21 protein-coding genes and 1 riboswitch are annotated in these 20,104 nt (G+C 73.5%); of the genes, 7 read left to right on the forward strand and 14 right to left on the reverse strand.

Annotation, left to right across the window (positions count from 1 at the left end; all coding sequences use genetic code 11):
- The first annotated feature begins 159 nt into the window (after positions 1-159).
- A complete protein-coding gene (locus ACFY1S_RS19070) occupies positions 160-627 on the forward strand; it encodes an SRPBCC family protein (protein WP_387119611.1) in 468 nt (155 codons plus the stop codon).
- 250 nt (positions 628-877) lie between these two features.
- On the opposite strand, the gene ACFY1S_RS19075 is transcribed toward ACFY1S_RS19070, so the two are convergent.
- From ACFY1S_RS19075 to ACFY1S_RS19095, 5 genes are all read right to left on the reverse strand, one after another.
- Positions 878-1,594, reverse strand: coding sequence for a hypothetical protein (locus ACFY1S_RS19075; protein WP_387119614.1), 717 nt, complete (start codon positions 1,592-1,594; stop codon positions 878-880).
- 120 nt (positions 1,595-1,714) lie between these two features.
- Positions 1,715-2,779, reverse strand: a complete 1,065-nt coding sequence (locus tag ACFY1S_RS19080) for a coiled-coil domain-containing protein (protein WP_387119617.1) — start codon at positions 2,777-2,779, stop codon at positions 1,715-1,717.
- Between the two features lie 5 nt (positions 2,780-2,784).
- A riboswitch (cyclic di-AMP (ydaO/yuaA leader) is annotated at positions 2,785-2,916 on the reverse strand.
- Positions 2,917-3,058: 142 nt separating this feature from the next.
- Positions 3,059-3,976, reverse strand: coding sequence for a cation diffusion facilitator family transporter (locus ACFY1S_RS19085; protein ID WP_364362423.1), 918 nt, complete (start codon positions 3,974-3,976; stop codon positions 3,059-3,061).
- Between the two features lie 107 nt (positions 3,977-4,083).
- On the reverse strand, positions 4,084-6,201 hold the full coding sequence (locus ACFY1S_RS19090) for a HelD family protein (RefSeq protein ID WP_387119620.1): 2,118 nt from the start codon (positions 6,199-6,201) through the stop codon (positions 4,084-4,086).
- Positions 6,202-6,310: 109 nt separating this feature from the next.
- Positions 6,311-7,252 carry an alpha/beta fold hydrolase gene (locus ACFY1S_RS19095; protein ID WP_387119623.1) on the reverse strand — a complete coding sequence of 314 codons (942 nt, stop codon included), beginning with the start codon at positions 7,250-7,252 and terminating at the stop codon, positions 6,311-6,313.
- Positions 7,253-7,422: 170 nt separating this feature from the next.
- Here ACFY1S_RS19095 and ACFY1S_RS19100 point away from each other — a divergent pair, with 170 nt between their 5' ends.
- Complete coding sequence (locus tag ACFY1S_RS19100) at positions 7,423-8,049, forward strand: carbonic anhydrase (RefSeq protein ID WP_387119626.1); 627 nt, start codon at positions 7,423-7,425, stop codon at positions 8,047-8,049.
- Between the two features lie 102 nt (positions 8,050-8,151).
- On the opposite strand, the gene ACFY1S_RS19105 is transcribed toward ACFY1S_RS19100, so the two are convergent.
- Entirely contained in the window at positions 8,152-8,481 is a 330-nt protein-coding gene (locus tag ACFY1S_RS19105; RefSeq protein ID WP_139585908.1) for a hypothetical protein, read from the reverse strand.
- Positions 8,482-8,788: 307 nt separating this feature from the next.
- Here ACFY1S_RS19105 and ACFY1S_RS19110 point away from each other — a divergent pair, with 307 nt between their 5' ends.
- Positions 8,789-9,280, forward strand: coding sequence for a DUF3145 domain-containing protein (locus ACFY1S_RS19110; RefSeq protein WP_387119629.1), 492 nt, complete (start codon positions 8,789-8,791; stop codon positions 9,278-9,280).
- A gap of 84 nt (positions 9,281-9,364) precedes the next feature.
- A complete protein-coding gene (locus ACFY1S_RS19115) occupies positions 9,365-11,101 on the forward strand; it encodes a glycoside hydrolase family 3 protein (protein ID WP_387119632.1) in 1,737 nt (578 codons plus the stop codon).
- Positions 11,102-11,122: 21 nt separating this feature from the next.
- Here ACFY1S_RS19115 and ACFY1S_RS19120 read toward each other — a convergent pair whose 3' ends face one another.
- Positions 11,123-11,788, reverse strand: coding sequence for a lipoprotein (locus ACFY1S_RS19120; protein WP_387119635.1), 666 nt, complete (start codon positions 11,786-11,788; stop codon positions 11,123-11,125).
- Between the two features lie 125 nt (positions 11,789-11,913).
- On the opposite strand from ACFY1S_RS19120, the gene ACFY1S_RS19125 reads away from it, so the two are divergent.
- Positions 11,914-12,132, forward strand: coding sequence for a hypothetical protein (locus ACFY1S_RS19125; protein ID WP_387119638.1), 219 nt, complete (start codon positions 11,914-11,916; stop codon positions 12,130-12,132).
- A 52-nt stretch (positions 12,133-12,184) separates the two neighbouring features.
- Here the strand turns inward: ACFY1S_RS19125 and fabF are convergent, their stop codons facing one another.
- The 7 genes from fabF to ACFY1S_RS19160 form a co-directional block, all read right to left on the reverse strand.
- A complete protein-coding gene (gene fabF / locus ACFY1S_RS19130) occupies positions 12,185-13,411 on the reverse strand; it encodes a beta-ketoacyl-ACP synthase II (protein ID WP_357990302.1) in 1,227 nt (408 codons plus the stop codon).
- A 2-nt stretch (positions 13,412-13,413) separates the two neighbouring features.
- Positions 13,414-13,653, reverse strand: coding sequence for an acyl carrier protein (locus tag ACFY1S_RS19135; RefSeq protein WP_053653162.1), 240 nt, complete (start codon positions 13,651-13,653; stop codon positions 13,414-13,416).
- Between the two features lie 88 nt (positions 13,654-13,741).
- Positions 13,742-14,686, reverse strand: coding sequence for a beta-ketoacyl-ACP synthase III (locus ACFY1S_RS19140; protein WP_364362429.1), 945 nt, complete (start codon positions 14,684-14,686; stop codon positions 13,742-13,744).
- On the reverse strand, positions 14,683-15,639 hold the full coding sequence (locus ACFY1S_RS19145; protein ID WP_387119642.1) for an ACP S-malonyltransferase: 957 nt from the start codon (positions 15,637-15,639) through the stop codon (positions 14,683-14,685). The genes ACFY1S_RS19140 and ACFY1S_RS19145 overlap by 4 nt, the downstream gene beginning before the upstream one ends.
- Before the next feature lie 78 nt (positions 15,640-15,717).
- Complete coding sequence (locus ACFY1S_RS19150; RefSeq protein ID WP_387120257.1) at positions 15,718-17,010, reverse strand: PucR family transcriptional regulator; 1,293 nt, start codon at positions 17,008-17,010, stop codon at positions 15,718-15,720.
- A gap of 27 nt (positions 17,011-17,037) precedes the next feature.
- Entirely contained in the window at positions 17,038-17,718 is a 681-nt protein-coding gene (locus tag ACFY1S_RS19155) for a response regulator (protein ID WP_387119645.1), read from the reverse strand.
- On the reverse strand, positions 17,715-18,908 hold the full coding sequence (locus ACFY1S_RS19160) for a sensor histidine kinase (RefSeq protein ID WP_387119648.1): 1,194 nt from the start codon (positions 18,906-18,908) through the stop codon (positions 17,715-17,717). The genes ACFY1S_RS19155 and ACFY1S_RS19160 overlap by 4 nt, the downstream gene beginning before the upstream one ends.
- Before the next feature lie 213 nt (positions 18,909-19,121).
- On the opposite strand from ACFY1S_RS19160, the gene ACFY1S_RS19165 reads away from it, so the two are divergent.
- Entirely contained in the window at positions 19,122-19,661 is a 540-nt protein-coding gene (locus ACFY1S_RS19165; protein ID WP_387120260.1) for a hypothetical protein, read from the forward strand.
- Positions 19,662-19,758: 97 nt separating this feature from the next.
- On the forward strand, positions 19,759-20,094 hold the full coding sequence (locus ACFY1S_RS19170; protein WP_387119651.1) for a hypothetical protein: 336 nt from the start codon (positions 19,759-19,761) through the stop codon (positions 20,092-20,094).
- The last annotated feature ends 10 nt before the right edge of the window (positions 20,095-20,104 follow it).

Here is a 20,104-nt window from a genome sequence, read left to right on the forward strand (position 1 = left end):
CGTTCATGAATCCGCCCTCCATCACGGCCAGTGATTTCGTACTAACCGATCTTAATGGGACAATTGGCGGCCGACGTGGCATCGGCCGCTGTCCGACGGGCGTTGCCAGCCCGATCGACGTACGGCACGATCGGGCGACAAGCGACGGCGGGAGACGGTGTGCTCAGGCGAGATACCTTCAGTTACACCGTCCAGGCCCGGTGCTCAGCCGCTGACGCCGCCGCGCTGCTCAGCGACCTGACCCGGCAGGGCGAACTGCACCCACTGATCGTGGACGTCCGACAACTGCCGCCCCGCCCCGGCACCCTGGCGAGCTACTCCATCAGCGACCGGCTGGTGGCCGGCCCGCTACGCTTCCGGACCACCTACCAGGCGGACGTGCTCACCAGCGACGACGACGAGATCGTGATGGTGGCCCGCCAGTGGCCCGCCACCACGGTGCACAACCACACCCGCCTACGCCCCGAATCGGACGGCCTGCTCCGGGTGGACGTCGAAATCACCCTGAGCGCTCCCGCGCCGCTGTTCCGGTACGCGTTCCGCCAGGCCCGCGCCGCCCACCTCGCCCTCGCCAGCCGCCTCGGCCCGGCCCTCGAACGCGCCAGCGACCCCCCACCACCCGCCTGACCCACCTCCGCGCCTCCGCCGCACCGCACCGCGCCTCCGCCGCACCGCACCGCGCCGCGCCCCGCCCCGCCGCGCCCGCCCTGCGGCCGTGCCGCCAAGATCCGCGCAGCTTCCCCGATGTTGCTGCCTCCGGCGCGCTGGAGGCAGCAACATCCCTGAACTTGCGCGGATCTTGCTCCGGCGGGCGGGTGCGCTCCCGCAAGATCGCACTCGATCCAGGATGTAGTGGCGTCCCACGACGCAGAGGCCACTACATCCTGGAGCGAGCGCGATCATGGCCGGCGGCTCCGGCGGCTCCGGCGGCTCCGGCGGCTCCGGCAGGTCCGGCAGGTCCGGCATGCGCGGCGGGGCCGGCAGGCGCGCTGGGTCCGGCCGGTCCGTCGGGTCCGGCGGGTCCGACAAGGGCGGCGGGGGCAGCGGGGGTGGCAGGGCGTGCGCGGTCGGCGCGATCGCGACCGGTGCGACCGGCGCGGGCGGTGTCCGCTGAGCGGGTGGGGCGGGTTGGGCGGATGGGGCGGCGGCCCCAGGGCTTGTAGGTGGAGAGCACCGTCGCGATGATCATGAGGCTGGTCGAGACGGCGGGGGCGATCACCAGGTCGGCGCGGTCCCGGGCGGGCAGTGCGGCCCCCAGGGCTCCGGCGTGGCGCAGGTTCGGGGTGAGCAGGAACAGGACCAGCCCGACCATCACCGTGGTGAGCACGAGTTTGACGAGCACCCAGCGGTAGCGCAGCAGTCCCCAGGGGGTGAGGAGTGCGCTGGCCACGCCGATCAGCCAGACCGCCACGCTCAGCGGCGCGAACAGCACGGTGCCGAGCAGTGCCGTGACCGGGTAGACCGTGGCCGGGTCGGCGCCGCGCTGGACCGCCACGCCCAGGGTGAGCAGCACCAGGTCGGTGCCGAGCCAGCCGAGGGAGGTGACCAGGTGCAGAGTGAGCAGTGCCTTGCGGGCCGTGGGCGGAAGTCGCATGGGAACGATGCTGCCGCCGGGCCGCCGCCGGGTCGTCCGACCGTCGGCGACATCAGGGGTACGCCCGCTGACGTACCCGTGGCCGGCACCCCCGGTTCGGGGCGCCGGCCACGGGTGGGGTCAGTACACCGACAGGTGCACGTGGTTGGTGTGGTCGCTGGACGGGTCGCCACCCGCCCCGCTGTACGACTTCCACCCGCTGCTGGGCAGCCAGATCTGCCGGTACCAGATCACGTACAGCACGGCGAGCCGGTCGGCGTTGCGGATGAAGTAGGCGGCCAGGTTGTTGCCGTACGTCTTGTCGCCGCCGGTGGCGTCACCGCCGAAGCCGTTCTTCTGCGCGGCGAAGTCGCAGGCCCGACCCTTCGGGTGTTCGCCTGAGCCGCCGGAGCGGTGGCAGGAGACGTACCGGGTGAAGCCGGCGGCCTTTGCCTGGTTGAGCGCGTGCAGGGTCCGCGGGGTGATGCAGCCGCTGGCCGGGGTGGGGTCGTTGACGCTGCACGACTCCGAGGGCCAGGAGCCGTCGGAGTTGCGCGGCGCGGCCGTGGCGTTCGCGCTGGACGTCCCCCGGTTGGAGCCGCCGTCGGAGGTGGTCTGCGGCTTGGGTGTGGTGGCCACGGTCAGGGCCCGTTCGGCCTGTTCCTTGCGCTTGGCCATCACGGCGACCTGCTTGCGCTGCTCGCGGATCTCGCCGTCCAGGGCGACCCGGGTGCGGGTGGCCTCGTCCTTGGTGGCGATCAGGTCGCGTAGCACCCGGTCCTCGTTGGCGGCGACCGCGTCCAGCGCGGCGGCCCGGTCCATGAAGCCTTCCGGGGTGTTGCTGTTGAGCAGCGCCGACATCGCGCCGAGGCGGCCGGTGCGGTAGGCGACGCCGGCGATCTCGCCGACCTTGCCGCTGCGGGCCTCCAGTTCGGCCTCGGTGGTCTTGAGCTGGGTGGTGAGCTGCTGCTGCCGCTGCACGGAGGTGTCCAGGGCGCGCTTGGCGTCCAGGTAGCCCTTGCTGGCGGCTTCCAGTTGGGCGCGAAGCGCGGGGGTGCCGCCCTCTTCGTCGCTGTCGGGCGCCGCGGCGGCCCGGTGGGTGGTCGGGGGAGCGGCCGCCGCCCCGGCCGGGAGTGCGACGCCGAGGGCGAGCATCGCGACGATCAGGGCCGCCAGGCGGGCGGCGGGTGGTCGTGCTGGTGCCACTACGCATGTCCTTCCGTCAGCCGCCGACCGGGTTAGCTGACGGGTTCGGGACGGAAGATCCCTACCGCTGACGCGGATGCACCCCAGGAACATGGTTCCCCGGTTCGCCCGCTCGGGCGATTAGGCGGCGACCGCCACCGGCGCCGGGAGGGCGCCGCCTGGTGGAGGCCGGGACCGAGCCTACCGGGGCAGGTGGGGCACTTGCAGCCGATGTGACGGACGGTGCGTGCGTCATGACCAAAAACTCGGACAAATATGAACCTACTTCTCGAAACGCGGTCACCATTCCACCGAGCCGCAGGCGCCGGGCGCGGCACCGGGCTCGATCTGGAGCGTCGCGTGTTCGATCCGGAAGTCGTCGTGCAGGGCGGTACGCGCCGCGCTGAGCACCGTGCCGACCTCCGCGCCGGGCGCCATGGTCAGGTGTGCGGAAGCCACCTCCATGCCCGAGGTGAGCGTCCAGACGTGCAGGTCGTGGACCTCGACCACGCCGGGCACTGCGGCGAGCCGGTCGTGTACGGCAGTGACCTGGAGGTGTTCCGGGGCGGCCTGCACGAGGATGCGGACGGCGGCCCGGCCGAGTCGCCACGTGCGCGGCAGGATGAACACGCCGATGGCGACCGCGACCAGCGGGTCGGCCCACCACCAGTCGGTGACCGTGATGAGCAGCGCCGCGCCGATCACGCCGACTGAGCCGAGGAGGTCGCCGAGCACCTCCAGGTACGCCCCCTGAAGGTTGATGCTCTCCCGCGCGCCGGCACGCAGCAGCGCGAAGGCGACCACGTTCGCGAGCAGGCCGAGTACGGCGACCGCGAGCATCGGGCCGGCCAGCACCTCGTGCGGGTCGCCGAACCGGCGGATCGCCTCGATCACCACGTAGACCGCCACGCCGGAGAGCAGGACGGCGTTCGCGAGCGCGGCGAGCACCTCGAGGCGGTAGAGGCCGAAGGTGCGCTGCGGGTCGCCTGTCGACCGGCGGGTGGCGGTGATCGCGGCGAGTGCCATGCCGATGCCGAGCACGTCGGTGAACATGTGCCCGGCGTCGGAGAGCAGAGCCAGCGAGCCGGTGCGGAAGGCCGCCACCGCCTCGACCACCATCAGGGCGGCGAGCAGCCCGAACGCTGCCCAGAGCCGTCCCCGGTGCTGGTGTGCGGCATTGGCGACCGACGCGTGGTGGTGGTCATGACCTGCGCCCACGAAACCCACCCTCCGCCGCCAGTCGGGACCGGTCAAATGTATGCGCACATCGCTATGTGTGCAACTATACGGTGGCACCCGCCCCGACGGTGCTCGTCCGGGCCCGATCAGCCGGTCGGGTCGACGGTGGTGAGCCGCTGCGTGGCCCGGGAGAGCGCCACGTAGAGCGTCCGTACCCCGGCACCCGGATCCGCGCGGATCTCGCTCGGGGCGACAAGCACCACCCCGTCGTACTCCATGCCCTTTGCCTCCAGGCTGGTCACCACCTGCAGGCGCGGTGCGCCGAGCGTGCCCAGCCAGCCGGCGACCTCGTCGCGGCGGGGGACCGGCGTGATCACGCCGACCGTGCCGTCCACCTCCGCCAGCAGACCGGCGGCCGCCTCCACGACGGCCGTCTCCAACCCGGCGGCGGGCACGATCAGCTCGACCGGGTCGACCCCCGTGGAACGCACGGCCGTCGGCAGCGGCAGGTCCGGGTAGAGCCGGCGGATCTCCGCCGCCGCCACCGCGAAGATCTCGGACGAGTTGCGGTAGTTGGTGGTGAGCGTGAAATCGTGCCGCTTGCGCCGGCCCAGCGCCTGGTCCCGCGCGCGGGTCAGCTCCTCCGGGTCACCGGTCCACGCCGTCTGCGCCGGATCGCCCACCACCGTCCAGGACGCCAACCGGCCGCGCCTACCGATCATGCGCCACTGCATCGGCGAGACGTCCTGCGCCTCGTCGACCACCACGTGCGCGTACTCCCGGTAGTCCGCCGGCCGTTCCCGGGCCGCCGCCCGCGCGGCGCGCTGCCGGTCGCCGAGGGTGGTCAGCTCACGGACCCCGCCCGCGAGCTGGAACGGGTCGCGCCGCGCCCGCGCCGGCTGCGCCGGCTTGCCGAGCAGTGCGTCCAACTCGTCGAGCAGCGCCACGTCCGCGATGGTCAACCCGGCGGAGTCCAGTTCCCGGTACGCCGCGCCCAGCAACCGGATCTCCGCGCCGGAGAGAATCCCGCCCGCGTAGCGGCGCAGGCGGTCCGGCCGGGCCAGCCAGCCGAGCACGTGCCGGGGGTGCAGTCGCGGCCACCAGGCCTTGAGGAACTCCCGGAACTCCGTGCGCTCGGCGATCTCGTCCTCGAAGGCTCGCTGCTCCGGCAACCGGCCCACGTTCAGCCGGCGGGCCTGTGCCCAGAGCGCGGCGAACACCCCGTCGAAACCCGCCCGCCGCACCTCGTTGCGCCGGGTGCCCCGGTGCAGCACGCGGTCCCGGATCGCGTCCAGCTCGGCCCGGTCCAGCCGCAGCAACGCACCCCGGTAGAGCAGCCGCAGCTCGCCAGGCCCGCCCGGCACGGCGTCGCGGACCGCCCGCTCCAACACCCGGCGCATCCGCAGCGAGCCCTTCACCGCCGCCACCTCGGGCGAGTCGGTACGGGTCGCGGTCATCCCCGGGAAGAGGGTGCCCAACGAGTGCAGGGTCGCGGTGTCCTCACCGAGCGACGGCAGCACCGAGGCGATGTACTCGACGAAGACCGACGACGGGCCGACCACCAGGATGCCGCCGCCGGCGTACCGGCTGCGGTCGGAGTACAGCAGGAAGGCGGCCCGGTGCAGGGCGACAGCCGTCTTGCCGGTCCCCGGACCGCCGGCGACGATCGTCACACCGGAACCGGGCGAGCGGATCGCCTCGTCCTGCTCCCGCTGGATCGTCGCCACGATGTCGCGCATGCCCCGGCCGGTGGCCCGCGACAGGGTGGCCAGCAGAGCGCCGTCCCCGACCACGGTCATCCCCTCCGGGGCGGCGGACGGGTCCAGCAGGTCGTCCTCGACACGGGTGACCCGTTCACCACGGGACTGGATGGTGCGGCGGCGCACCACGCCCAGCGGCTGGTTCGGGGTGGCCTGGTAGAAGGCGGCGGCGGCCGGCGCCCGCCAGTCGACGACGAGCGTGCTGGCGTCCTCGTCGCGGATGCCGAGCCGCCCGACGTGAAGCGTCTGCCGGTCCCGCAGGTCCAGACGGCCGAAGACCAGCCCCTCGTGCTCGGCGTCGAGGGTGTGCCGCCGCTGCGCGGCGTGGAAGACCATCGCGTCGCGTTCGACGAGCGCGCCGAACGTGCCCACCCGCGCCATCCGGTAGCCGTCCCGCTCGGCGCGAACCGCCGACCGGCGCAGCTCCGCCAGTCGGGCGTACACCCGGTCGAGGTGCCGTTGCTCGACGGCTATCTCCTGATCCAGGGCGGTCTGGTCGGTCAACGCACGCTCCTTCGATGTCGCCGGCAGACGGCGCGAACCGCGCGGGCCAACCGCAGAAGGGTACGGCCCCGGGCCGGGCCCGCCGCGCCCGAGGTGCGCGAACGTGCGCTCAGGCGCCCGCGCCGGCGGGAGTCGCGCCGCCCATCGGCGCCCCGGCGAGTACGCGACGCAGGACGCCTGTCAACGCGGAGTTCACCTCGTCCGGGCGTTCCATCATCAGCATGTGCCCGGCGCCCGGGCACACCGTCAGCTCGGTGGCCGGCAGCGCCGCGGCGATCGACTCGGCACACGGGGGAGGGGTCAGCCGGTCGCGGTCGCCGACGAGCGCGGCGGCCGGCAGGTGGGCAAGCGCGGCGAGGGTGTCCAGCCGGTGCTGGGCGCCGATGGAGGCCCGGAAACCGCCTATCGAGCGCAGCGAGGCGCGGGCCACCGCCGAGGTGACCAGCCGGATGTCGGCAGGTTCGCACCTGTCGCCGAAGAGCATCCACCTGATGCTCGGTTGCAGCGCCCGCAGCAGCGCCCGGGGCGCCCGCCAGGACCCGCACCGGGCCAGCACCCCGGCGCCTGTGGTCTCGGCGAGCCGGATCAGCCGGGCGATGCGGGGCGAGAGGCCGTACACCGTGTGGGTGTGCCCCTCGGCGGTGGTCGAGACGAAGACCAGCCCGGCCGTACGGGCGGCGAAGTGCTCGGGATGGCGGTGCGCGTACTCCATGATCGTCATGCCGCCCAACGAGTGACCGACCAGGACGACCCGCCCGGTCGGCGCCACGGTGTCGAGCACCGCCGCCAAATCATCGCCGAGCTGTTCCAGGGTCGCGGTCGGCAGCGCCATGCAGCTGGATCGCCCGTGCCCCCGCGCGTCGTAGGTGACCACCCGCACGGCCTCGCCGCCGGCTGCCGCGGTGAGCGCCTCGACCTGCCGGTGCCAGGCCCGCCCGTCCAGCGTCCAGCCGTGCAGCAGGACGGCAGTGACCTCGGCGTCTGCCGGCCCCGTCACCTCGACGTGCAGCCGCACGCCGTCGGGTACACCGACCTCGAAACGCTCCGGCATCGCCACCTCCCCAGGGCCGCCCGGCACCATCAGCACCGGGATACCCGGCGGTAACACCGGCTACCCGCCATCAGACCACGTCAATCGCGTCGTGGCGAACATTCCCGACCCCGCCCGCGAACCACGCACGGCGGGCCAAGCTGAACGGCATGGGGTCGTCGGGAGCGCCGATGGGCGCGACGCCGGAACCGGGGCGGCTGGCCGGCGGCACGCCCCGCGCCGCGCTGGCCGACCTGCTCAGCGGAAACAGGCGGTTCGTCAGCGGCCAACCGATCCACGGGCACGACGTGACGGCAGCCGCGGCGACCGCCTCCGGCGATCAGCAGCCGTACGCCGTGGTGCTCGGCTGCATCGACTCGCGGGTTCCACTGGAGGCGATCTTCGACCAGACCTTCGGCGCGATCTGCGTGATCCGCACCGGCGGGCACGTGCTCGACCGCGCGGTGTGCGGCTCCATCGAGTACGTGGTCGGCCAGCTCGGCGTACCTCTGGTGATGGTGCTCGGCCACGAGCGGTGCGGCGCGGTGGGCGCCACGGTGGACGCGTTGCGCGGCGGTGAGCGCCCCGGAGGTTCGCTGGGCCACCTCGTCGACGAGATCGCCCCGGCGGTGCTGGAGGTGGGGTTGGACGACCCGGAGGTGCTCGCGCTGGCGATCCGCCGGCACGTCCGCCGCACGGTGGACGCGCTGCGGGTCGACGATCTGCTGGCCGGGCCGGTAGGCGCGGGGCGGGTGGCCGTGGTCGGCGGCCTCTACGACCTGGCCACCGGCGAGGTGGCCCTGGTCGAACCGGCCTGAACCGCTGCCGGCCTGAACCGCTGCGGGTCGCGGGTGCGGACGCGAAACCGCCCGCCGGGACATCTCGGCGGGCGGTTCGGCGGTGCTGTGGTGGGGGAGAGGTCAGCCCTCGAAGACGCCGGCCGCGACCAGGCGCTTCTCGGTGGCCTCCCAGCCGTCGTTCGGGTAGGTGGTGGCCAGGTTGTTGATCTCCGCCCGGATCTTGGCGGCGTGGCCGGCGGCGGCCAGCACCCGGATCTCCTCGACGAAGGCGTCGGAGTCGGTACGCAGGTGCGCGGTCTTGCCGTTGGTCAGGTTCCGCACGTAGGCGTGCTTGCCGCCGTTGAGCGGGATGAGGTACTTGAACTCGCCCAGCACGCTGAGGGCGCCACCCTGGCCAGCCTGGCCGGCCCGGACGGACGCGCGCGCGGTCTTAGAGGTGTTGCTCGCCACGGAGGTACTCCTTGCAAGACGTACGGGAGGACTGGACGTCCGGGGGCTGTGTGCGGACCACACTGACTCGGCCCGCGAGGGTGTAACGCGGCATAAGCCGCCGGTGGAACTGTACATGACCACGACATCAGGCTGGTCGTCGCGGTGTCCTGAGAGGCAACGGAGACCACCCGTCCGGCTATTCCACCCGGCGTTTTTTCCGATTCCCTGGCGCATCATCAGTCACACGAGTCATCATGTGTTGCAGCAACCACTCGGGTGGACGAGGTCGTAGGGGAAGACGCACCTCGCTCTCCGGGAGGTCACCGTGCCAACGCGTGGCGTCGTATACGTCCACTCGACCCCGCTCGCCGTGTGCTCGCACGTCGAGTGGGCGATCGCGCGCGTCCTAGCCGCGCCGGTCAACCTGCAGTGGACGGCTCAGCCCGTCGATCCCGGCGCCCGCCGGGCCGAATGCGGGTGGACCGGTCGTCCGGGGACGGGCGCCGAGCTGGCTGCTGCCCTACGGCAGTGGCCCATGATCCGTTTCGAGGTCACCGAGGAGCCGAGTCCCGGCGTCGACGGGGAACGATTCATGTACGTGCCGGCCCGTGGTCTGTTCCGGGCCACCGTCGGCGCGGCAGGTGACATCCAGCTCGGCGAGGACCGCTTGCGGGCCCTGATGGCCGGCTCCCGTGCCCCGGAGGCGCTGGCGCACGCTCTGGACAAGGCGCTCGGCACCGCGTGGGACACCGACCTGGAGCCGTACCGGTACGCCGGGGACGGCGCGCCGGTGACCTTGCTCACCAGGGTCGGCTGACCAGGCCGTCACCCTGGCACTCACCGGGCGGCCACGGTGCCGACCGGTAAGGTCAAGTTGCCCCGATAAGGGGGAACTGGTGGGATGGTCGGCGTGCCGATTCGCCCGCTACGCGCCAGCGTCGCCGTCGCCGCCCTGACCGCCCTGCTCGTCTCCGGCTGCTCGGGTACCCCGAAGAGCCCCGAGCCGACGCCCGGCCCGACCGGCACGCCCGCCGGCCCCAGCGCTCCCGCCACGACGCCGCCCGCCGACCCCGCCGCCCGTGCCGCCGCTCTGGCCGCCACCCTCTCCGACGAGGACCTGGTCGGCCAGGTGCTGATGCCGTACGCGTACGGCGACTCGGCGACGAAGGTCTCAACCGGCTCGGCGGCCGGCAACCAGGCCCTCGCCGGTGTCGACACCCCCGCGCAGATGATCGCCAAGTACCGGCTGGGTGGGCTGATCCTGGTCGGGTTCAGCGCGGACGACCCGACCAAGGGCAACCAGGAGACCACGAACGTCGACAACCCGAAGCAGGTGCACGAGCTGACCACGGGGCTGCGCGCCGCCGCCGGCCGGCTCGCCACCGGGCCGGCGCCCTTCCTGATCGGCACCGACCAGGAGTTCGGCGTGGTCACCCGCATCAGCGACGGCGTCACCGTGCTGCCCAGCGCCCTCGCGGCAGGCGCGGCAGGCGACCCGAAGCTCACCGAGGCCGCCTGGCGGGCCGCCGGCACCGAACTCGCCGCCATGGGGATCAACGTCGACTTCGCCCCGGTCGCCGACGTGCTCGCCACCCGCAGCACAGTGATCGGCTCCCGGTCGTACGGGGCGGACCCGAAGCGCGCCGCGGCCCAGGTCGGCGGCGCCGTCCGGGGCCTCCAGGCCGGTGGCGTCGCGGCCACCCTCAAGCACTTCCCGGGCCACGGCCACAGCGCCGACGACTCGCACCAGGACCTGCCGGTGCTCACCCAGTCCGCGGCGGCGCTGAAGAGCGGCGCGTGGCCGCCGTTCACCGCAGGCATGGACGCCGGAGCGATGGCCGTCATGTCCGGGCACCTGGACGCCCGGGAGATCGACCCGGGCACCCCGGCGACCTTCTCGCACAAGCTGCTCACCGACGTGCTGCGCGGCCAGCTCGGATTCCAGGGCGTGGTGATCACCGACGGGATGAACATGGCTCCCGCGAAGCGCTGGGCGCCCGGCGAGGCCGCCGTGCGCGCGTTGAACGCCGGCAACGACCTCATCCTGATGACCCCGAACGTCGGCCAGGCGTACGACGGGCTGCTCGCCGCGCTGCGTGGCGGGTCGCTGCCCCGGGCCCGGCTCGTCGAGGCGGTCACCCGGGTACTCACCATGAAGTTCCGGCTCGCGGAGGCGCCGGCCGCGCCGATGTCCACGCTCAACGCCCCGGCGCACCGGTCGGCCGCGCAGGCGCTGGCCGCGGGCGCCGTCACCGTGCTGCGCGGCGCCTGCGGTGGCCCGGTACGCGGACCGGTGACAGTCACCTCGTCGGACGGCCGGGACGGCACCCGGGCGGCCCTCACCTCGGCGCTGACCGCGGCAGGCGTGGCGGTCAAGCCCAGCGGCGGCACGGTGGTCCACCTGGTGGGCTACGGCGACGGTGACGGTGATCTGCGCGCCGACGCCACCGTCACAGTCGCCATGGACACCCCGTACGTGCTGGCCAAGGCGAAGTCGCCGACGCTGCTGGCCACGTACTCCTCCACCCGGGCGTCGATGACCGCACTGGCGGCGGTGCTGGCGGGGAAGGCACGACCGGGTGGGCGCTCTCCGGTGGCGGTGCCCGGCCTGCCCGCCACCACCTGCGTCAGCGACTGACCCGGCCCGCCCCGGACGGTCTCACGTCGTGGTCGCGAGGCCCCGCACCGCGAGCCGGTACGCCGGCAGGACGTCGTCCCGTTCGGTGACGAGGCCCTCGTTGACTGTGAAGACCAGGGTCTGCCCCGCTGACCGGACGGCCAGCGCCCAGGCTCGCGAGGTCTCCGCGGTCAGCTCGCTGGTGGTCAGCCAGCTGGTCTCGGTGGCGTCGAAGGCACCGGCCCGGACGTCGCGGAACTGTTGACCGCTGACGGTGTCGCCGGTACCGGCGGCGAACCGCTCGAGCACTGCGCGCGGCGCGAGCGTCGGCGAGTCGGCCGTCCAGATCCGCAGGAATCCGCCGCCGGCACGCCGCCCGTCGACCTCGCAGCGCGCGGTGGTGCCGCCCTGCTTGGTGAGCGCGTCACCTACCAGTTCCGCCAACTCGCCCTCGGGGAGCTTGACCGCCTCCGCCGTCCACCCGTCGGCCAGCGGAAACGAGACAGGCACCGGGCAGGGCGAGCCGGCACCGCCCGCGGTGCCGTTCGACGGGGCGGCGGCCACCTCGTCGTACCACGGTTCGCCGGTGGCCTGCGGGGCCGGCTGCCCGCTGGTCCGCCCGGCGGGAGCGCCGGCCTCCTTGCCGCAGCCGACCAGCAGGCAGAGGGTGAGGGCGCCCAGCGCGGCGACGCGGGTACGAGTGTCCATGGTGGCGAGTCCCGGTAAGTCGATCTTCAGTGGGCCCATCAAAGCGGGGCGGAACCGTGACGTCAATCGTCGGACATGGTGGAAATCCGCTCGCCCGCCTCCGGTGGGTCTGACAGCCTTCGCGGATGGGCGTGGCAGAGGGATTCGGGTTCGTACACCGGGCGGACGGCGCGGTGGTGATCACCCATCACGGGCGGGTTGCCGGCACGCTGCGCGGCGCCCGGGCGGCGCAGTTCCTCGCCGAGGTCGACGACGACCCGCAGTTGGTGATGGCCCGCTGGACGGGCAACTACCGCCGAGGCAGCGAGCGCGTCGCGCGGCAACACCCCCGCAACCGGGCGTGAAAACGCGCGACGGGCCCCCTCCGGCGCGGAGGAGGCCCGTCGCGGGGCAGGCTCAGGGACGCGTGAACACGAGAGCCACGTTGTGCCCGCCGAAGCCGAACGCGTTGTTCAGCGCGGCGGGGATCTCCATGTGCCGGGCCTTGTGCGCGGCCACCTCGAGGGTGAGGCCGGGCTCCGGGTCATCCAGGTTGATCGTCGGAGGAACGACGCCGTCGCGGATGGCCAGGATGGTGGCGATCGACTCCAGCGCGCCTGCCGCACCGAGCAGGTGACCGGTCATCGACTTGGTGGCGGCGAGCACCGGGTGATCGCCGAGCGCCTTGTGCAGCGCGCCGATCTCCAGCATGTCACCGACCGGGGTCGAGGTGGCGTGCGCGTTGACGTGCACGATGTCCCGCTTGGCCACGTCCGCGTCCGCGATCGCCTTGGCGATGGCCCGGATGGCGCCCTCACCCTCGGCGTGCGGCTGCACGATGTCGTACGCGTCGGACGTGATGCCGGCGCCGGCCAGACGCGCGTACACCCGGGCACCCCGGGCGGCGGCGTGGTCGGCCCGCTCCAGCACCACGACGCCCGCGCCCTCGCCGAGGACGAAGCCGTCGCGGCCGGTGTCCCACGGGCGGGAGGCGCGCTCCGGCTCGTCGTTGCGGGTCGACATGGCCCGCATCGAGCTGAACCCGGCGATCGGCAGCGGGTGGATGACCGCCTCGGTGCCGCCTGCCACCACCACGTCGGCGCGGCCGGCGCGGATGATGTCCAAACCCAGTGCGATCGCCTCGGCACCTGTGGCGCAGGCGCTGGCCACCGTGTGCACGCCGGCCTTGGCGCCCAGCTCCAGCCCGACCCACGCGGCCGGACCGTTGGGCATGAGCATCGGGATGGTGTGCGGGGAGACCCGCCGCGGCCCGGACGCCTCCAGGATGTCGTCCTGGGCGAGCAGGGTGGTGGCACCGCCGATACCGGAGCCGACGCTCACCGCGAGGCGCTCCCCGTCGATGCCGGAGTCGGTCAGGCCGGCATCCGCCCAGGCCTGCTGGGCCGCGATGAGCGCGATCGCCTCGGAACGGTCCAGCCGGCGCAGCCGGACCCGGTCCAGCACCTCGGACGGCTCCACGGCCAACTGGGCGGCGATCCGGACCGGCAGTTGCTCGGCCCACTCCTGGGTGAGCGCACTCACCCCGGAGCGGCCGGCGAGCATGGCGTCCCAGGTCGACGCGACGTCCCCGCCAAGCGGGGTCGTCGCGCCGAGCCCGGTGACGACGACGTCAGGACGACTCATGATCAGGACTGCGCCTCGATGTAGCTGACGGCGTCCCCGACGGTCTTCAGGTTCTGCACCTCGTTGTCCGGGATCTTGACGCCGAACTTCTCCTCGGCGGCCACGACGACCTCGACCATGGACAGCGAGTCGACATCGAGGTCGTCGGTGAAGGACTTCCCCTCGGCCACGTCGTCCGGGTTCACCCCGGCAACCTCTTCGAGGATCTCGGCGAGGCCGGTGGTGATCTCGTCACGGGTCATTGCGGTTGGTTCCTTTCATCGGGGGTTGTCCGACGGTCGGCGTCGCCGGCCGCCACTCCTGGGCGCGCGTTACGCGCCCGAGGGGATCTCAGGGACAGCGGACGACCTGACCGGCGTAGGTCAGACCACCGCCGAAGCCGAACAGCAGCACCGGTGCGCCCGAGGGCACCTCCCGCCGCTCGACCAGCTTGGACAGGGCCAGCGGGACGCTCGCCGCCGAGGTGTTGCCCGACTCGACGATGTCCTTGGCGATGATCGCGTCGGGGATGTTGAGCCGCTTGGCGATGCCGTCGATGATCCGGGAGTTGGCCTGGTGCGGCACGAACGCGGCAAGCTCCGACGGGGCCACCCCGGCGCGCTCGCACGCCTGCAGGGCCAGCGGCGCCAGCGCCGTGGTGGCCCACCGGAACACCGACTGCCCCTCCTGCTGGATGTACGGGCGCCAGCCCTCGATGCGGACCGCGTCGCTCTTCTCCGGAACCGAACCCCAGACCACCGGGCCGATGCCGGCCGGCTCGTCCTCGGCGCTCGCGGTCACCACCGCGGCACCGGCGCCGTCGGCGAAGATGATGCAGGTGGAGCGGTCGGTCCAGTCGGTGAAGTCGGAGAGCTTCTCCGCGCCGATGACTATCGCGTTGCGCGACGCGCCGGCCCGGACGGCGTGGTCGACGATGCCCAGCGCGTACGCGAAGCCCGAGCAGGCGGTGTTGACGTCGAACGCGCCCGGCGCGGTGATGCCCAACTTCGCGGCGACCCGACAGGCCACGTTGGGGCTGCGGTCGATCGAGGAGCAGGTGGCGACCACTACCAGGTCGATGTCGGCGGGGCTCAGGCCCGAGTTGGCGAGCGCCTTGCCGGCGGCGGCGGTGGCCATGTCGGCGACCGTCTCGCTGTCGGCGATCCGCCGGCTGACGATGCCGACCCGGTCCCGGATCCACTCGTCGTTGGTGTCGACGAGTTGGGCGATGTCGTCGTTGGTCACCACCCGCGAGGGCTGGTAGTGCCCCATCGAGACGATGCGACTGCCAGTCATGAGAGACCTCCGGTGAGGGCGGGCGATTGGCCGGGCGTGCCGTGTCGCGCGATCAGGTCGCGGGCGGCGGGCAGGTCGTCCGGGGTGTTCAGGGTGACGATCTCCGGGGCTCCGTTGCCCTTCAGCTCGCGCTTGACCAGCCCGGCGAGCGTGCCCGCCGGGGGAAGCTCGATCACCCCGGTCACCCCGAGGTCGGCCAGCGCGCGCATGCACAGGTCCCACCGGACCGGGGCGGTGACCTGGCGGACCAGGCGCCGCACCATCTCCTGGCCGTCCTCGACGGCGGTGCCGTCGAGGTTGGACAGCAGGATCCGTTCCGGGTCGGCGGGCGTGATCCCGGCGGCGACCGCGGCAAGCGCGGTCTCGGCCGGCGCCATGTACGGGGTGTGGAACGCGCCCGCCACCTGGAGCCGGATGACCCGGGCCTTCGCCGGCGGTTCGGCGGCGAGCTTGTCCAGCCCGTCGACCGAGCCGGCGGCGACGATCTGACCGGCCCCGTTGCGGTTGGCGGCGTGCAGTCCGTGCGCCGCGATGGCGGCGAGCACCTCGTCGGGGTCACCGCCGAGCACGGCTGCCATCCCGGTCGGCTCCAGCGCGCACGCCGCGGCCATCTCCCGGCCGCGTACGCCGGCGAGGGTGATCGCGGCGTCGGCGGTCAGCACTTCGGCCAGCGCCGCCGCGCCCAGCTCGCCGACGCTGTGACCGGCGGTGAGCGTCACGTCGTGCAGCGGCAGGTGCTCGGCGGCGAGCAGCGCTGCGGCGACGAGCAGCGGCTGGGTGCGGGCGGTGTCCTTGATCTCGTCCGCGTCGGCGGTGGTGCCCAGGTGCGTCAGGTCGACCCCGGCCAGCGCGGACCACGAGCGCAGTCGCGCCTCGGTGCCGGTCAGGTCGAGCCAGGGGGTCAGGAAGCCGGGTTTCTGGGAACCCTGGCCGGGACTAAGTACGGCGAGCACGACTATGACTCTCCCGGATAAGCGCTTCCGACGCGGTGCCGGCCTCGACCAAACCACACTAGGACCGTTGGAGGTTTCCTACAAAGATCGTCGGGGGTCATCATCGGTTTGGACGGTTTTCCGGTTGGTCGGGGTCATTGTCTGAGTCGGGACGGGCGGGGTCACCGGGGCCGGATCCAGGCGACCGACGGTCAGCGCCACCTGGAGCGCGAAGGCGTCCCGGGGGGACAGCGGCGAGAAGCCCGTCACCTCGGCGATCCGGCGCAGCCGGTACCGCACCGTGTTCGGGTGCACGAACAGCGCCCGCGCGGCGCTCTCCAGCGTGCCACCGGCCGCCAGGAACGCGTCAAGGGTGCCCAGCAGTTCGCCTCCGGCGCGTACCAGCGTCGCGTACACGTCGTGCCGCAGCCGGCGGCGGGCCTCCGCGTCGCCGGCGAGGGCCCGCTCGGGCAGCAGGTCGGCGGCCGGCACCGGTCGGGGGGCCGTCGGCCACGCCGGCGCCGCCCGGAAACCGGACAGCGCGGCCCGCGCCGACTCCGTCGCCTCGTCCAGGCTCGGTACGGCCGGACCGACAACCACCGGACCGTCCCCGAACGCCTCCAGCAGGTTGGCCGTCGCCGCCAACGGGTCCGGTGCGCCGCCCAGCACGATCACCAGCCGGTCGCCGTGCACCCCGCCGATCACCTCCACGCCGATCCGGCGGGCCTGGCGGTAGACCACGTGCAGTACGGCGGAGACCTCCCCGCCGGGGGAACGACCTACCGCCACGGCGACCGGTGGCGCGTCCGCCCAGCCCAGCGCGGCGGCCCGGCTGGCCAGCACGTCCGGCGAGTCGCCCCGCAGCAGCGCGTCGACGAGCAGGGCCTGCAACCGGGCGTCCCACGCGCCGCGCGACTCGGCGGCCCGCGCGTACACCCGGGCGGCGGCGAACGCGATCTCCCGGGAGAAACGCAGCACCGCCTCGCGCAGTTGCTGCTCCTCGCCCTCGGCGGCCAGGTGTGACACCTGTTCCTCGACCACGTCGATGGTCACCTTGATCAACGCCACGGTCTGCTGGAGGGTGATCGACCGGGCCAGGGCCTGCGGGGCGGCGGCGAAGACCTCGTCGGAGACCTCCTGGGTGCTGTCCGCCGTGCCGCCGCCGTCCTGCAACCACTGCACCAGCGACCGGGCGCCCGCCTGAGCCACGAGCATCACCCAGGACCGCTGGTCGGCAGGCAGCGCGCGGAACCAGGGCAGGGTTTCGTCCATCCGGGCCACGCTCGCGGTGGCGAGGGCCCCCGCCGCGCGCTCGATCCGGCGCAGCGTGGCCGTCAGCTCTCCACCGCCGGACGTACCCACGGCCCTAGCCTGACACGCGCTGACCTGGATCTTCCGGTCGGGCCGGGGTGGGCGCGGTCACGGCGGCGCGGGCAGGCCCACCTCCTGGGCCAGGATCGCGGCCTGCACCCGGCTGCGCAGGTCCAACTTCGCCAGGATCCGGCTCACGTGTGTCTTGGTGGTGCTCTCCGCCATCGTCAGCCGCTCGGCGATCTGCTGGTTGGACAATCCCAGCCCCAGGCAGGCCAGGACGTCCCGTTCGCGTGGGGTGAGCGTGCGGAGCGCGGCGTGGGTGGCCGTCGAGGCGCCAGGCGCGGTCGACGCGAAGGCAGCGATCAACCGGCGGGTCACGGCGGGCGCGATGAACCCGTCCCCGCGCGCCACGGTCCGCACCGCCTCGACCAGTCCGGCGGCGTCGGTGTGCTTGAGCAGGAAACCTGCCGCTCCGGCGCGCAGCGCGCCGAAGACGTACTCGTCCAGGTCGAAGGTGGTGAGCACAAGCACGTCGGCGAGCCCTTCGGCGACGATGGCGCGGGTCGCGGAGATCCCGTCCCGGCGCGGCATCCGGATGTCGAGCACCGCAACGTCCGGGCGCAGCTCCCGGCACAGCACGACCGCCTCGTCGCCGTCGGCGGCCTCGCCGACCACCTCGACGCCGGGAGCGCCGGCCAGGATGAGCGTCAGTCCGGCGCGGACCGCCGGCTGGTCGTCCGCCAGCACCACCCGCACCGTCGTCTCGACGTCGGCCGGCCCGCTCATTCGTCGACCCCGGTGGGCAGCGACGCGCGCACCTGCCAGCGGCCGTCCTGTGGCCCGGCGCTGAACCGCCCGGCGAGCAGCGTGGCGCGTTCCCGCATCCCGATCAGCCCGGCTCTGGCGCCGGGCAGTCCCGCCCCGCCTCGGCGCACCGGATTCTCCACAGTCACCACCACCTCCGCCGGCCGGTACGCGATGACCAGCTCCGCGTCGCCGGCGCCGTGCTTGAGCGCGTTGGTCAGCGACTCCTGCACGATCCGGTACGCGGCCAGGTCCACCCCCACCGGCAGCGGGCCCGGCGTGCCGTCGGTACGGACCCGTACCGCGAGGCCGGCGGCCCGGATCCCCTCCACCAGCCGGTCCGTCTCGGCGAGCCGCGCGGTGACCGTTTCGCCCAGCGCGCCGTCCGGTGGCGTGCCGCCGGTTCCCGGATCCCGTAGCACCTCGATCATCTGCCGCATCTCCGCCAGGCCCTGCACGCTGCTCTCCCGGATCACCCGCAACGCCGACTCGACCTGGCCGCGATCCAACCCGCGCACCGACAACGCGGCGGTCGCGTGGATGGCCACCGCGCTCAGGTGGTTGGCCACCACGTCGTGCAGCTCCCGCGCCATCCGGGCCCGTTCGGCGCTCACCGCCTGCCGGCGGTCCAGCTCGACCAGCCGGGCGGTCTGCTCGGCCCGGGCCCGCTCGGCGGCCGCCTGGTCGCGGTACTGCCGCACGCTGATCCCGGTCAGCACCGGCAGCAGTCCCGCGAGCACCACCGGAACCCCGACAGCCGCACCGCGCCACTGGCCGAACCCGAGCACACCGGCCGCGACCCCGATGAGGCTCAGCGCCACGGTGATCCGCAGCAGCCACCGCCACAAACGGGGCGGGCCGTACACGCAGGCGTCGTAGATCACCTGCGTGTAGACCACGACGGTGCCCAGCGAGTTGCCAAGCGCCGTGTCCACCACGAGCGCCGCCGTACCCACGGCCAGGCTGGTGCGTGGTGCGACCCGACGGAGGCCGACTGCGACGCACACCGCCAGCAGGGGCGCCAGGAAGACGGCGGGCGGCACGTCCGGGTGCGGCTTGATCTGCGGTTGCATGCCCAGGCCGTACAGCAGCAGGCCACCGCCGAGTGACGCGCCGGCCAACGCGAGGTCCCGGCCGGGTGTGCCGGAGCCGAGCCACGATGGCAGTCGCATGCTCCGATCCCACCACAGCCGTCGGCCCGCGGGCTCCGACCAGGGGAGGACCTTGCCGGCCCCGGCATGCGCCGAAAGGGGTACGCGCACCCCGCGCCGGCCGCCGCACGCGACCGGCGGGTCCGTCGAAGTGTGGATCCGGATCTCCTCTCCTACGTCGAGGCCGACGCCTTCCTGGTCGGTGACGCTTGTGGTGAGACGGGGGAGGTCGACGTGCTGGTCGCTGTGATCATCGGCTGCGAGATCGCGTTCTGGGTGGTGCTCGCCGCCGGGCTGGTGGCCCGCTATCCGCTGCGGCGGCCCCGGCTCGGGGCGGCGCTGCTGGTCTGCGTACCGCTTGTGGACCTCGCCCTGCTCGCCGCGTCGGCGCTCGACCTGCGCCGAGGCGCGACCGCCGGTGTCAGCCACGGTCTCGCCGCCGCCTACCTCGGTTTCTCGGTGGCCTTCGGGCACTCGATGGTGCGCTGGGCCGACCAGCACTTCGCCCACCGGTTCGCCGGTGGACCACCGCCGGTCCGGCCGCCCCGCCACGGCTGGGCGCGTACCCGTCACGAGTGGCGGGAGTGGGCCAAGGCGCTGCTCGGCTGGGCCGTCGCGTGCGCCCTGCTCGGCGCCGCGATCCTCTGGGTCAACGACGCGGACCGCACCCGCGAGCTGGTGGGCTGGATCCACAAGCTCACCGTCGCCATCGTGATCTGGCTTGTCGCGTTCCCGGTCTGGGAGACGATCTTCCCGCGCCGCCCGAAGCACTGACCGCGGGGTACGCCGTGCAGGCCCGTCGGCCCCGGCCAGTACGGTGGCAGGGCACGGGGGAGCACCCGCGGGTGAGTGTGAGCGTGAGGAGACCGGGATGGCGCACGGGGAGGCCGAACACGGCTGCGCCCAGGGCGAGCCCTGCCGGCCGGGGCACCATGACCCTCAGTCGGCCGCCAAGCACCGCCGGCCCGTGGGCGGTACGCCGTCGCACCCGGTCGAGCCGCTCGCCGGCCGCCCCGACGACGAGGCCATGCTCCCGCGTCAGCGCTCCGCCGAGCCCGCGCCCCTCGCCGAGTCGGAGTCGGAGTCGGACGTCCCGCCTGGTTGCCTCAGTGAACGTCCCGGGTGGGCCGGGGCCCACCGGCACGGTCCGGTGCGGCCCCGTCAGCGGGCCACCCGCCGGGAGCGCCCGCCGCGCCGCTGGTGCTGACCCGGGGTCG

It is taken from the genome of Micromonospora sp. NPDC000663, assembly GCF_042898105.1.
In the GTDB taxonomy this organism is placed as follows: domain Bacteria; phylum Actinomycetota; class Actinomycetes; order Mycobacteriales; family Micromonosporaceae; genus Micromonospora.

What these genes read in the sequence shown, in the direction of transcription:
- ACFY1S_RS19075 (WP_387119614.1), bottom strand. Translation starts at nt 1,594, where the DNA reads ATGCGACTTCCGCCCACGGCCCGCAAGGCACTGCTCACTCTGCACCTG.
- ACFY1S_RS19095 (WP_387119623.1), bottom strand. Translation starts at nt 7,252, where the DNA reads ATGCCGGAGCGTTTCGAGGTCGGTGTACCCGACGGCGTGCGGCTGCAC.
- ACFY1S_RS19100 (WP_387119626.1), top strand. Translation starts at nt 7,423, where the DNA reads ATGGGCGCGACGCCGGAACCGGGGCGGCTGGCCGGCGGCACGCCCCGC.
- ACFY1S_RS19115 (WP_387119632.1), top strand. Translation starts at nt 9,365, where the DNA reads ATGGTCGGCGTGCCGATTCGCCCGCTACGCGCCAGCGTCGCCGTCGCC.
- ACFY1S_RS19120 (WP_387119635.1), bottom strand. Translation starts at nt 11,788, where the DNA reads ATGGACACTCGTACCCGCGTCGCCGCGCTGGGCGCCCTCACCCTCTGC.
- ACFY1S_RS19125 (WP_387119638.1), top strand. Translation starts at nt 11,914, where the DNA reads ATGGGCGTGGCAGAGGGATTCGGGTTCGTACACCGGGCGGACGGCGCG.
- fabF (WP_357990302.1), bottom strand. Translation starts at nt 13,411, where the DNA reads ATGAGTCGTCCTGACGTCGTCGTCACCGGGCTCGGCGCGACGACCCCG.
- ACFY1S_RS19135 (WP_053653162.1), bottom strand. Translation starts at nt 13,653, where the DNA reads ATGACCCGTGACGAGATCACCACCGGCCTCGCCGAGATCCTCGAAGAG.
- ACFY1S_RS19140 (WP_364362429.1), bottom strand. Translation starts at nt 14,686, where the DNA reads ATGACTGGCAGTCGCATCGTCTCGATGGGGCACTACCAGCCCTCGCGG.
- ACFY1S_RS19155 (WP_387119645.1), bottom strand. Translation starts at nt 17,718, where the DNA reads ATGAGCGGGCCGGCCGACGTCGAGACGACGGTGCGGGTGGTGCTGGCG.
- ACFY1S_RS19160 (WP_387119648.1), bottom strand. Translation starts at nt 18,908, where the DNA reads ATGCGACTGCCATCGTGGCTCGGCTCCGGCACACCCGGCCGGGACCTC.
- ACFY1S_RS19170 (WP_387119651.1), top strand. Translation starts at nt 19,759, where the DNA reads ATGGCGCACGGGGAGGCCGAACACGGCTGCGCCCAGGGCGAGCCCTGC.